Source organism: Roseomonas sp. TS2 (genome assembly GCF_058833935.1).
Map to the genome: position 1 here is coordinate 22,105 of NZ_JCACVY010000026.1, position 11,882 is coordinate 33,986.

General features: G+C 72.3%; 8 protein-coding genes. All 8 read right to left on the reverse strand.

What is annotated here, in order from left to right; translation table 11 throughout:
* Nucleotides 1-69: 69 nt before the first annotated feature.
* From ACZJYS_RS07105 to ACZJYS_RS07140, 8 genes are read right to left on the reverse strand one after another with little or no spacing between them, the layout of a single operon-like run.
* Nucleotides 70-1,614, reverse strand: a complete 1,545-nt coding sequence (locus tag ACZJYS_RS07105; RefSeq protein WP_493176774.1) for a hypothetical protein — start codon at nucleotides 1,612-1,614, stop codon at nucleotides 70-72.
* Nucleotides 1,611-3,848 carry a GumC family protein gene (locus ACZJYS_RS07110; RefSeq protein ID WP_493176777.1) on the reverse strand — a complete coding sequence of 746 codons (2,238 nt, stop codon included), beginning with the start codon at nucleotides 3,846-3,848 and terminating at the stop codon, nucleotides 1,611-1,613. The genes ACZJYS_RS07105 and ACZJYS_RS07110 overlap by 4 nt, the downstream gene beginning before the upstream one ends.
* Entirely contained in the window at nucleotides 3,845-5,311 is a 1,467-nt protein-coding gene (locus ACZJYS_RS07115) for a glucosamine inositolphosphorylceramide transferase family protein (protein WP_493176779.1), read from the reverse strand. The genes ACZJYS_RS07110 and ACZJYS_RS07115 overlap by 4 nt, the downstream gene beginning before the upstream one ends.
* Nucleotides 5,312-5,325: 14 nt before the next feature.
* Complete coding sequence (locus tag ACZJYS_RS07120) at nucleotides 5,326-6,051, reverse strand: glycosyltransferase family 32 protein (protein ID WP_493176781.1); 726 nt, start codon at nucleotides 6,049-6,051, stop codon at nucleotides 5,326-5,328.
* The gene (locus ACZJYS_RS07125) at nucleotides 6,048-7,235 is read right to left on the reverse strand and encodes a GNAT family N-acetyltransferase (RefSeq protein ID WP_493176783.1); all 1,188 of its coding nucleotides are present in this window, start codon (nucleotides 7,233-7,235) and stop codon (nucleotides 6,048-6,050) included. Before ACZJYS_RS07125 ends, ACZJYS_RS07120 begins: the two co-directional genes overlap by 4 nt.
* Complete coding sequence (locus ACZJYS_RS07130) at nucleotides 7,232-8,692, reverse strand: lipopolysaccharide biosynthesis protein (protein WP_493176785.1); 1,461 nt, start codon at nucleotides 8,690-8,692, stop codon at nucleotides 7,232-7,234. The genes ACZJYS_RS07125 and ACZJYS_RS07130 overlap by 4 nt, the downstream gene beginning before the upstream one ends.
* Nucleotides 8,689-9,588, reverse strand: a complete 900-nt coding sequence (locus ACZJYS_RS07135) for a WecB/TagA/CpsF family glycosyltransferase (RefSeq protein WP_493176787.1) — start codon at nucleotides 9,586-9,588, stop codon at nucleotides 8,689-8,691. Before ACZJYS_RS07135 ends, ACZJYS_RS07130 begins: the two co-directional genes overlap by 4 nt.
* 11 nt (nucleotides 9,589-9,599) lie before the next feature.
* Nucleotides 9,600-11,108, reverse strand: a complete 1,509-nt coding sequence (locus ACZJYS_RS07140; protein ID WP_493176790.1) for an exopolysaccharide biosynthesis polyprenyl glycosylphosphotransferase — start codon at nucleotides 11,106-11,108, stop codon at nucleotides 9,600-9,602.
* Nucleotides 11,109-11,882: the final 774 nt, after the last annotated feature.

An 11,882-nucleotide genomic window follows, 5' to 3' on the forward strand; every position in this document is an offset into this window, starting at 1 on the left:
CCGGTCGCCGGGGCCTCCCCCTGCCGCCCGGGGCGTTCCCGGTGCGGGGAGCCATCGGCCGGCCCGGCGTCACGCCAGGGCCGGCCGGCCGCCCGGCGGCTGATTGGCCACCAGCGCCCCCGCGAACAGCATCGCGACCCCGAGCGCGTAGACCGTGTAGGCCTCCTCCTGGAACAGGCCGTTCACGATCGTCATGGCCACCCCGATGAAGATGGCGTCCGTTGCCTGGGGCCGGGCGTGCCGCCATCCACGCCGCGGCCTGGCCGCCGCCAGAAGCGCGGCGAAGGCCGCGAGGTGGAGAAGCAGGCCCAGGCCCAGCTGGTAGAGCAGCACGCCGATGGCGCTCTCCAGCGCGAAATCCGCCCCGTTGTTCTGGAGGTCGATCATGTCGACGCCGGCGCGCGCCGTGTCCGACAGGTTGCCGCCCACGCCGATACCGTGCCCCAGCGGGTTGCGCAGGAATCCATCGACGCCGCCAATCAGCCCGATGACATGGAAATCCCCACTCCGCAGGCCGACGTGGATCACCGCCGCCGAATACGTCACGACGGACACCGCCATGACCGCCAGCAGCAGGCGCGCCCGGCCGGCCCAGTGCCAGAAGAGCCACAGGCCCAGTGTCATGACCAGGGTGAGCATGGCGCCCTTCACGCCCATCGCGGCCAGGACCGCCGCCGCCAGCACCACGCTGCCGTACCACCGCAGGGCCAGCGCGGCGATGCCGCCCATGGCGATCACATAGGCATAGCTGATCGGGTGGATGTTCGGGCCGCCGAAGCGGAAGGACAGCGCGGTTGCCTCGCTGCCCGTCACGTTGAACAGGACGCTGGTGCGGGTCGCGATCAGGTCGCGTGCGGTGTGGAAGGGCCAGTCCAGCTCCGCGGCGGTGTATTTGAGGTTCATGAAGGGGATGCCCCCCGTCATCTCGTAGAACCAGGCCGGATCGGCCACCTCCAGCGCGCTGTAGCCGAGCCCCGCGGCAAGCGAGACCAGATAGCCGATGGCGAGGCTGCGGAAGCTCCAGACGCGGCCGGCATCCAGCCCCACCAGCAGCATCAGCAGCATCCCGGTGGCCGCGCGCAGGTACACGGCGGCCGAGGCGGGGGAGGAGAGCAGGGCGCCGTAGGCGGCATAGGCGGTGGACAGGGCGATGGCGGCGCAGGCCAGCAGGACGATGCGCCGCGCCGGCGCCGCCGCCCCGCGGCGCGAGAGCAGCAGGCGGGCCGCGGCAAGGGCGCCCAGCAGCCCCGTCGCCATGAACCCGGTCCCGAGCAGGACCTGGAAGGAGCCCGGCTGCATGCCGTCGCAGAAGAAGGCGACCATGGCGTTCTGGTAGAGCGCCAGCTGCCAGTACACGACCAGCCCGGCGAGCGGCAGCCAGGCGTAGAGCAGCAGCAGGCCGCCCAGGGCCACGGCCGAGGCGAGCGGCCCCAGCTCCCGCACCAGCAGCACATGCGCCGCCAGCAGCGCCAGCCCCGCCGCCTGCCAGCCGAGCGCGTGGGCGATGGCCAGCCCCAGCGGCATGGCGCCCGGCGTGGCGCTTGGCGTGGCACCCGTGACCGGCCGCGCCGCCGGGTCCGGGCGGAGGCCGGCCGGGGCGAGGGTGGCGCTCATCCGCGCGCCAGATAGTAGCGGCGCATGCGGCGGGAGAAGAAGCTGGCATCGCCGTGCCGGTACTGCTCGTTGTAGCGGGTATCGACCATGCTCATGGTGACGCCCGCCAGCGCGGCGCCGGCGATCCGCAGGCTGCGCAGCGCCGCGGCGGCCTCATCGGCGCGGGTGTGCTCCCAGCGGACCAGCAGCACGGATTGGGAAGCCATACGCGCCAGGGCCGGCACGTCGCCGCCGATGGGAACGGGCGGCGCGTCGATGATCACCAGCTCGGCCTCCGCCTCCATCTGCCGCAGGAGCCGCTCCATGGCCCCCGAGGCCAGGAGCTGCGTCGGGTTCGGCGGCCGGGGCCCGGGGGGCAGCCAGCGGTAGTCCCCGTCCGGCACGGGCCGCAATGCGGCGTGCAGGGTCGTGTCCGCGCGGAGCACGTCGGAGAGGCCGGCCTCGGCCGGGCCGCGGCGGCGCTGGCCGCGCAGGTCGGCGTCCACCAGGATGACCCGCATGCCCCTTCCCGCCGCCTCGGCCGCCAGGGCGCGCGCGACCGTGCTCTTGCCTTCGCCCGGATTGGCCGAGGTGACGAGCAGGCTGCGCGGCGCCACCCCGCCGGGCCGGGGGCGCACCAGATGGGCGCAGAGGCCGGCGATGGCCTCGCGGAACATCGCCTGTCCCAGCCGGTCCCAGCGGCGGCGCCAGAGCGGGATGACGCCGAGCGGCACGACGCCGGCATCGCCGAGATCCTCCACGCTGCGCATGCCCCGCGCCATGGCTTCCCGGGCAAGCGCGGCCACGCCGCCGGCGCCGAGGGAGACGAAGGCCAGCAGGGGGAGCAGCAGCCGGAGGTTCGGCGCGTAGGGCAGGCGGGGCACCGTTGCCTCCGAGACCACCCGCGCGCCGGTGTCGCGGAGCCGTGCCTCCGCCCCGAGCTCCCGCGCGCGGACCAGGAAGTTCTCCGCCACGAGGCGGTCCGCCGAGACGTCGCGCTGCAGCTCCTGCAGCCTCACCTCCACGCCATCCGCCTGCGCCACCTCGCCGCGCAGCGCCCTCAGCCGTTCCGTGAGCGCCCGGTAGTGCGTCTCCGCGACGCCCGCCTCGTTGCGCGTGCTCTGGAGGATCCTGTCGGCCTCCCGGGCGATGTTGCGCCGGATATCGGCCAGCTCCGCGTTGACTGCCTGCAGGGCGGGGTGGGAGCGCCCGTATTGCGAGGCGAGATCCGCCAGCCGCGCCGCCGCCTGCGCCTCCTGCGCGCGGAACTGCTGGATGGTGCGGGAGTCGAGGACGCTCGCCAGGCCATCCATGTTCCGCGCCGCCATCGCCGCCTCGGCGTCGCGCAGCCGTGCCGCCAACTCGGAGCGGCGGAGGCGGAGGGCGGTGATCTGGCTGGCGACCTCGGAAATCTCCTGCTGCACGAGGTTGGCGCTGAGATCTGTGCGGGAGAGGCCGTTGACCACGCCGTTGGTGGCGCGGAACTCGACCACCGCGCGGGCCGAGGTGTCGATGCGGGCGCGCAGCGCGGCCAGCTCCGAATTCATCCAGGCGCTGATGGACCGCAGTTCCGCCGCCCGCAGCTCGGCCCGCATTTCCAGATAGGCCTCCGCCACGCCATTGGCGATCGCGGCCGCCCGCTCCGGCACCCGTGCCGTCGCCGTGATCTCGATGGCGCGGCTGCGCCCGATGGGGCCGACGGTGACGTTGCGGTCCAGGCTCTGCACGGTCGCGTCGAGGCCGCCCGCCTCCGCGCGCTGCACGCCGAGGAGCGCCAGGAACCGGTGCACCGGTTCCTCGGACCAGCGGCCCAGCAGCCCGATGAGACTGTCGGCCGCCGCCAGCAGGCGGGAGGGGCGCAGCAGCGGGTTGAAGTCCGGGTCGGCCTCCAGCCCCAGCCTGGCCACGACGCGCCGCAGCAGCTCCCGCGAGCGCAGCACCTCGAGCTCGTCCGCCAGCATCTCCGTGGCCGGCGGCGTACTGGCGGTGACGCCCGGGCGCTGGAAGACCACGGTCTTCGGCGCCTCCAGCAGCACGGTGCCCGAGGCCCGGTAGGCCGGGGGAAGCGCCAGGAGGCCGGCGAAGCCGCCGGTGAAGACCAGAAGCGTGACGGAGAGGATCAGCCATTTGCGGCGCCGCGCGGCCGCCCATGCGCTGGCGGCGACGTTGCGCTCGCGCTCGACCGCCCAGGACGGTTCGGGCGGTGCGGCCGCATCGGCGCTGAGGCGCAGGGTGTAGGGGGCTTTGGTGCTCATCCTCTCAATCCTGCTGCGGGCTTCCGGATCGGGCGGGCGCCGGGGCGCCGGAGCCAGTCCGCGGACGGCAGCCGGCGCGCCAGCCGGCGGAGCAGGATGCCGGGGCTCAGGGAAATGCGCTTTCCATCCACCAGGAAGCGGCCATCGGCCATGGCGGCGATGGTGTGCAGCCCGTGCGGGAACGGCCCTTCCGGGTCCGGCGACAGCACGGCCACCGGCTTCTCGCGGTAGGAGGAGGGCGTGCATTCGAGGATCTCGTTGACCACCAGCGCGGCGCCGTAGGAGGCGGCGCAATCCTGCGCAGGGCGCAGCAGCCGGCCGCCCACCGCCAGCAACGGGCCGGCCGGGCGCGAGGACCTGATGTCGATCTTCACCGGATTCGCCGGATGCGGTGTCCACGGCCCCTCGAGGCTCTCCGCGAACATCAGGCAGAGATTGTCGTGCGGGCCGAAGGAGACATCCGTGTAGGCCAGCCAGCAGAGGCCGCCATGGCGGAAGAAGGTCGGGTCCGCCATCTCCACCTCCTCGGCGACGGTGGCCACGGCGCGCGGCGGCGCGTCCGGCGAGAGCTCGAAGATCACCTGCCGGCGGCTCGCCGCCATTTCGGGGGTGCAGAACACCCGCCCATCCTCCTCCCAGCAGAACGGGTAGGAGAGATGGCCCCTGACCTGCACGGGGAGTTCCTCGGCCAGCACCGCGCCGGCCTCGGCCCCGAGCCGCAGCGCGCGGAGGCGCCCGAGGCCGGTCGCGTGGTCGAAATACTCGCACAGCGCCATGCCCGGGCGTCCCGGCCAGGGAAACGGGTCGGCGTGGTAGCCCTCCGCGCTGGGCGGCACGGTCCAGCGGATGCCGGGCATGATCTGGCTCCTCCCCAGTTCCTCCGGCGCGACCTCGGTGACGCCGACCGCCCAGTTCTCGCTGGTCAGCTTGTCGCGTGCCCGCTTCAGCCCGTAGGCGAGACGCCAGCGCCCCGGCCAGTCGGCGGCCTTGCGGGGGAGGGGCGCCCAGGGCCGCGTGGCCCGGCCAGGATGGCGGATGGCCTCGGCCACCAGCGCCGCCGCCGCCTTCATCGCCGCTTCCCTGAGCTCGGGATGGGGGCGCCAGGCGCCGAGATGCGCCTCGGCCAGGACCCTCCCCGGTGCGCCCGCGCGGGAATCCTCCACGAGATGCAGGGACAGCAGGCCCGGCGCCCGGCAGCATTGCCGCAGGCCGAAGCGCGGGGAGCACAGGAACTCCCCGTGCTCGTCGACGATCCGCCACGCCCGCCCGCCGGCAGCGGCCGGCTTCCCGGGCGCGACCCGCAGCAGCACGGTTTCGGCACCATCGGCGTCCGGCCTTGCGGAGGCCGGCTCCGCCTCGACCGCCACCCGGACTGCCGGGCCGAGCGAGCGATGGAGCTTCTCGGCGAAGGCAGCCACCGCCGCCCCGCCTGCTATCCGGAGTTCGCGCTGCCAGGGCGACATTCTCGGCTTCCTCCTCAGGTGTGAAGGCTATGCAGGACGCGGGAGACCCGGCTGCGCGCCGCCTGGGCGAGCCGGATGTGACGGGGCAGGCTCGCGCTCCAGGAGCGCTCCCAGAGATGCACCGCCAGGGTGTCCTCGGTGATGCAGTCGGGGGTGAACTCGCCGCCGTGGGGATAGGGGAAGAACACCCGCCACGGATAAATCCGGACGTCGCCGATCCAGGCCTCCGCCTGCACATCGGCCGTCTCCGCGCGCAGCCCGTGGCGCCGCATCAGCCGGGTGACGAGCTTCGGGCCGGAGCGCGTCGGCCGGTCGAGGCCGAAGGGCAGGCTGCGCAGGCGCAGCGCGGCCTCCAGCGCCTCGCCGATGAACCAGTGGCCCGGCACGGCGCCGAGGCACCCGTTGGCGAGCAGGTCGCTGGGCTTGGGGGAATCCTGGAAGCTCAGGAAGCACTGGTTGTCGAGCAGCGGGTCCAGCGGCTTCAGGACCTTGAAATCGGTGTCGAGGTAGATGCCGCCATGGCGGTGCACCGCCAACAGCCGCGCGATGTCGGACACCCTTGCCCATTGCCGCCGCCCATAGGCCTCCCGCAGCGGCGCGTGGGAGAAGTCGATGTTGCGCTCGCTCCAGTGCACGAGCTCCCAGTCCGGATGCAGGTGCCGCCAGTGGTCGACGAGGACGCGGTAGCGGTCCGGCATCGGGCCGCCCACCCAGACATAGTGGATGCGCTTCGGGATCATGTTCTGGGCACCTTGGAGAAGGCCAGGGAGAAACCGGGGAAGGCGCCGAGCCGGGCGCGCAGGCGTGCCATCACCAGGATGCAGGCATCGGAGGCGAGGGCGGCCAGCCCGAGCGGCGTGCGCGCGTGCACCAGCGTGCCGAGGTGAAGGCAGGTGCTGGCCAGGCGCTGCTTGTAGGCCTCGTCGCCGCAAAGGAAGTCGACCTCGGTGAAGCCGTGGTCGATGGCCCAGGCAATCTCATCGATCATGGCCAGCGTGCCGGGCGAGGCGCGGTGCAGGCTCTGCTCATAGGCGCTGCCAAAGCCGAGCAGGCGGCCGCCCTCGGCGATGGAAAGCGTGACGGCGGCGATGCTGTCCCCGGCCTCCAGCACGAAGACGCGCAGGCATCCGCGCGCCTCCAGCGCCGTGGCCAGGCTGCGCAGCATGGTGCCGTCGTCGCTGAACAGCGGGGAAGCGAGGCCGGTGCGCCGCAGCCAGTCCAGCTTCATCTGCCGCAGCCTCTCGACCGCCGGCCACAACTCTGCCCCGCGCAGCACGCGGAAGCGGACCGGCCCGCTCTGCGCCAGGACCCTGCGGCGTCGCCGGTAGTTCTGTCGCTCCCGGGGGGCAAGGAATTCCACGAACCCCGCGCCGCTGCTCCAGGCGCCGAGGCGGAGCGCCGACGCGACGGTGGAGCGGTGGCCCGGCCACAGCCGCAGCCGGCCCTGCCCGAAGCGCACCAGCACGCCGCCGGGCCGCAGATGGCTGAGATAGGCGACATCGAAGCCGCCCTGCGCGCGCGCCGCGCGCCACAGGGGAAGGATGAGGTCCTCGCGGGAAGGGGCCAGGAGCGCGTCGCAATAGTCGCTGACATCCTTCGCCGCCCATTCCAGCACCCGCAGCCCGTGGCGGCGGCGGACCGCCAGCGGCAGCACGCCGACCAGCTCGTCGCCATCCCATGCCAGGGCGATGTGGAGCCGGAACCCGGAGCGGGCGGCGCCGCCATGCCACCACGCCGAGATCCAGTCATGGGACTGGAAGGTGCCGGCGCCCGCCTGGGTCTCCAGCGCGCGCCACGCCGGGCCCAGCGCGGCGAGGCGGTCCGGGTCGCGCAGGATCTCGACCAGGGCGCCGCCGCCGCCCGCCGGACCCGCCGGGGGGGAAGCGGCGGCCCGCCCGGCCCGCAGCCTCGGGAATGCCATCATCGGCTGCCTCCGTGCGCGAAGAAGGCCAGGCGGGCGGAGCGTATCCCGCCGCTCACGTAGCGGGGGAGCAGCACCGTCTCCAGCAGGGCCAGGTAGACCAGGCCGCCGGCCATGCCGGCCAGCCAGGAACTGCCGCCGGACAGCCGGTCGCCGGCGAGCATCGCGGCCACCATGCCCGCCCCCGCGGCGGCGAGGCGCAGCGCGTTGCCGACCAGCGGCATGAGGCTCCTGCCCGAGATCTGCTCCAGCACGTACAGGTGGATGGGCACCAGCAGCGCCGAGACCACGGCCCAGGCGACGCCCACCGCGACGATGCCGAAGGGCGAGGCCAGCGCGTAGGCGATGGCGGCGAGGACCAGCTGCCCGCCGGCCAGCCAGGCATAGGCGCTGGGGCGGCCAAGCGCGGAGAGCGCCTGGCCGGTGAAGGCCCAGAGCGGCACGGTGGCGCCGCCCAGGGCCATGGCCTGCAGAACCGGCACGGCATCCATCCATTGCGGACCGAAGGTGAAGGGCACCACCGCCGGCGCCAGGAAGCCGAGGCCGATCGCCAGCGGCAGCCAGATGGACAGCGAGGCGGTGACGAGGCGGACATACTCGTCCCGGAAGGCCGCCTGGTCGTGCGCGAGCCGCGCCAGCACCGGCATCATCAGCAGGGCGAGCGGCGACATGGCGATGAACCCAAGCGCCTGCATCATCTTGAGCGCGAGATTGTAGTGGCCCACAGCCACGACATCGAGCATCACGCCGATGATCAGGTTGTCGACCTTGTCGGCGACGGCGGTGAAGATGCCGGCCATCATGAAGGGGCTGCTGAAGCCGGCGAGCCGCTTCAGCGACCGGCGCGAGAAGCGCAGCCGGGGAGTCCAGCGGATCGTCGTCCACATCACGACGAGGATGACGACGGCCTGGATGAGCTGGCACGCCACCAGCGCCCAGACGCCCCACCCCGCCATCGCCAGCGCGATGCCGCACAGCCCGCCGATCACGTAGCCGCTGATGGCGCGCAGGGCGAAGATGGCCATGCGCATCTCCCGCCGGCAGAGCGCCGAATGGACGCTGACCAGCGCGCGCAGCAGGCACAGCACGGACATGGCCTGGAGGACGGGCGAGAGGGAGGCGTCGCCGAAAGCCGCCGAGAGGGTGTGCGCGCTCAGCACGAGGAGGATGGTCAGCACCGCGCCCAGCGCCAGGTTCGTCCAGAAGGCGGTGCTGCGGTCATCCTCGTCCGGCGCCTCGCGCTGGATCAGCGCGTCGGCGAAGCCCTGGAACAGCACCGTGTTGGCCATCGCGGTGATGGCGAGGGCGAGGGCGAAGACGCCATACTCGCCCGGCGTCAGGATCCGGGTGAGGATGACGTAGAGCAGCAGCGCGAGGCCCTGGCTGCCACCCACATCGAGCATCGTCCAGAACAGGGCGCGCAGCGTGCGGCCATTGGCGTCGCTCCGCCCACCGCTCATCGGCCGGCTCCGCGGCCCGCAGGCCCGGGGCGGGCACGGTCCCTGGCGGCTCTGCCGAAGCGGAGGGCGAAGCGCCCGTAATCCACCAGGTAGCGGCGCCAGAGACGCCTCGGCTCGCGGGCGAGGCGGTAGAGCCAGCGGAGATTCGTCCTGTCGATCCAGGCCGGATAGTATTCGAGGCCGCCGGCGGTCTGGTCGAGATAGCCGCCGCAGGTGAAGCCGACGCCGTGCCACCCCGCGGCCCTGAGGCGCAGCAGGAACTCCTCCTGCGGCCCGCTGCCCATGCCGCAGATGACGATGTCGGGTGCCGTGTCGTGCACCGCCCGGACGGACGCCGCCATGTCGCCGTAGCCATGCCACGTTCCCAGGATGCGCAGCCCGGGAAACCGTTCGGCGATGCGGTCCGCGGCGCGCCGGGCGACACCCTCCCGGCCGCCGACCAGGACGACGCCGCTGCCGTATTCGGCCGCAAGGTGCAGGACCGGCAGGGCGAGGGAGGTCGTGTCGAAGCTGATACGCGCCGCGCTGGAGCCGGAGAGGTATCCGGTCGCCAGCGCCATGGCGATTCCGTCCGGCAGCACCAGGTCGAAATTCTGCAGCGCGACGCGCAGCCAGATGCTCCGCTCCGTCGCGGCCACGGTGGCCGGGTTGACGAAGGTGACCAGGAAGGCCTGGCTTCTCGCCCGCGCCGGCAGCCGCATCTGCCTGCGGACGGCCTCCACGGCGGTGGAGAGATCGCGGCAGGCATCGACGACGACACCCAGTGTCAGCGTGCGGTGCACGGCGTGCCGGATGGGCGCATGGACCTCGCTCTCGGCGTTGGCCAGGCTGGAGGCGCCGGCCGTTCCGTCGGCGGAGCGCGTCGTCCAGGGGGGAAGCTCCGGGGCTGTCCGCACCACGGCTTTCCTCAATCGGCCCGGAAGCTGGCGAAGCCGCCGAGCACGGTGCGCAGCAGCACCTGGAAATCCAGGGCAAGCGACCAGTGATCGACGTACCAGAGGTCGAGCATGATCCGTCTCTGCGCCCGCTCCAGCGTGTCCACCTCGCCGCGCGCGCCATTGACCTGGGCCCATCCGGTGATGCCGGGCCGCACCCTGTGGCGCAGGCGGTACTGGCTCACCACCTCCGCATAGGGCCTGCCTTCCACCTGCATGGCCAGCGCGTGCGGGCGCGGCCCGACCAGGGACATGTCGCCCCGGAGCACGTTCCAGAGCTGGGGCAGCTCGTCCATGCTGGTGCGCCGCAGGAAGCGGCCCACATGCGTCACGCGCGGGTCGCGGGCCCGGGTGCGCGCGGCGCCCGATGCGTCGCATCCCTTTATGTACATGGACCGGAACTTCAGGACCTGTATGGGCCTGCCGCCCAGGCCGACCCGCCACTGGCGGAACAGGACCGGCCCTGGCGATTCCAGGCGGATGGCCATCGCGATCAGCAGCAGGAGCGGCGCCATGAAGGCCAGGGCCATCAGGGCGAATGCCACGTCGAGGCCGCGCTTGACCGACCACTCGGCGCTGCGGACCGGATGGGGCAGGATCTCCACCACGCCGAGGCCGGACCAGCGGAACGCTTCCTCGAGCGTGGGGTCGAAGGACATCGGATCGGCGAGGAAGCAGAGCCGCGCGGGCGCCTCGGCCAGGGCCCGGCCCACATCGGAAAGGCGGTTCGCGTCAAGCCCGCCCGTGGCCAGCACCACGACGTCGACCTGCTGGCCGAGGATGAGGTGCCGCAGCTGCTCGATCTCGGCATCGACCGCGCCGCCCACCCGGGCGACCACGACCGCGCCCTGCCCGGACCGGTGCCTCAGCCCTGCCTCGAAGGTGGCGAACCGCGCCGCCGGGCCGACCAGGGCCAGGCGCATCGGCACTGTCTGCCGCAGCCCTATCAGATAGGCCGTCATGGCATGGGCCGTGGCGCTGAGCGGCATGAAGCCGCCCAGCAGCCAGAGGAATTCCGCGGTGGCATCCGCCCGAAGCAGGACATGCTCCGAGAGGGCGATGATGAGCGACGTCGCGGCCGCGGCAAGCGCCGCCCGGAAGAACAGCCGCCGCGTCGTGGCGCCGGAGGATTGCTCGAGATCCGCCAGTGCGACCCGGTTGAGCAGGGCGGAGAGCAGGGTGCCGCCCAGCACCAGGAGCGCATGATGCGCGACCGGGAATGGCGCGCCCGGTTCCCAGCCCGGGACAGGCACGGAAAAAAGAATGAGGAGCAGAAAATCGACGCACCACGGGAACAGCCTGCAGAAGGGAAGGTCCGCCCAGCCCTGCGCGGCGCGAAGGGCATCGATGGCCCCCGGCCTGCCGCCTCGCAGGCCGGATGCCGGCACCATCCTCGGAAGTTCCTGATGCGAAGGCGTTTCCACCCCTGCGACGCTGGGCTCGGGCAGAACGTAGGAGGGGGCGCGCGGGGTGCGTGTCATTGCTGAGCCTCGATCACCTTCGCTGTGCTGCATGCTCCAACGAGATTACATTTGCTTACCATAACGAAATAAGTTTCAGCAACGAAACTTTTGGTTTCTTTTCTTGGGCGGAATATAAATTTTGAATTTTTCGATGTGACTGGTGGAAACCGGACAACCTCGGCGTGTGCTGTGTTCAGGGCCTGTCCGGCGCGCTTCTTGCGCTTTGATCCGGCCGTATTTCCCGGCTGCGGGAGGTGCTGCCGCGGCTGACCGGTTCCGGCACGGGCGGGGGCAGGTCCGGTGGATCTCGTCCTGCTTTCCGCTCTCCCACGGAGTGCTGCGGGCCGGCGATCAGTGCGTCGTCGGCGGCTTCATCCGCTGGAGCCGCAGGGGCGCCTGCAGCCGCATCTTCGCGGGACCGGCCAGAGGAACACACAGCCGCCAGCCTGCTCCGAAAGGGGCTGCCCCCTCCCGCATCGGCCCTGCCAGGGGCGGCTGAACGCCAGGCTGCGCCTCTCCGTCTCTCTGCCTGCGCGCGCGGCGGAGGGGGGGGCCGTTCCTGCCCGGCCATGCCGGCGCGCAGATTGGCCCAGGCTTCACAGCCGGCCGGCCGGCCATGCCGTTGGCGTCCGGATCCTGCGATCCCGCTGCATGCTTGCCCAGACCGCGCGCCGCCCCTTAGTCTATCATCGTACAAGGAGAACGACCCGCCGAAGCGGGCGTTGGGGAGAATGTCCATGAATGAAGTGTCTCGCCGCGGCCTGATGGCCTTCGGTGTGGCGGCGGGTGCCG

What these genes read in the sequence shown, in the direction of transcription:
- ACZJYS_RS07110 (WP_493176777.1), bottom strand. Translation starts at nt 3,848, where the DNA reads ATGAGCACCAAAGCCCCCTACACCCTGCGCCTCAGCGCCGATGCGGCC.
- ACZJYS_RS07115 (WP_493176779.1), bottom strand. Translation starts at nt 5,311, where the DNA reads ATGTCGCCCTGGCAGCGCGAACTCCGGATAGCAGGCGGGGCGGCGGTG.
- ACZJYS_RS07105 (WP_493176774.1), bottom strand. Translation starts at nt 1,614, where the DNA reads ATGAGCGCCACCCTCGCCCCGGCCGGCCTCCGCCCGGACCCGGCGGCG.
- ACZJYS_RS07125 (WP_493176783.1), bottom strand. Translation starts at nt 7,235, where the DNA reads ATGATGGCATTCCCGAGGCTGCGGGCCGGGCGGGCCGCCGCTTCCCCC.
- ACZJYS_RS07140 (WP_493176790.1), bottom strand. Translation starts at nt 11,108, where the DNA reads ATGACACGCACCCCGCGCGCCCCCTCCTACGTTCTGCCCGAGCCCAGC.
- ACZJYS_RS07130 (WP_493176785.1), bottom strand. Translation starts at nt 8,692, where the DNA reads ATGAGCGGTGGGCGGAGCGACGCCAATGGCCGCACGCTGCGCGCCCTG.
- ACZJYS_RS07120 (WP_493176781.1), bottom strand. Translation starts at nt 6,051, where the DNA reads ATGATCCCGAAGCGCATCCACTATGTCTGGGTGGGCGGCCCGATGCCG.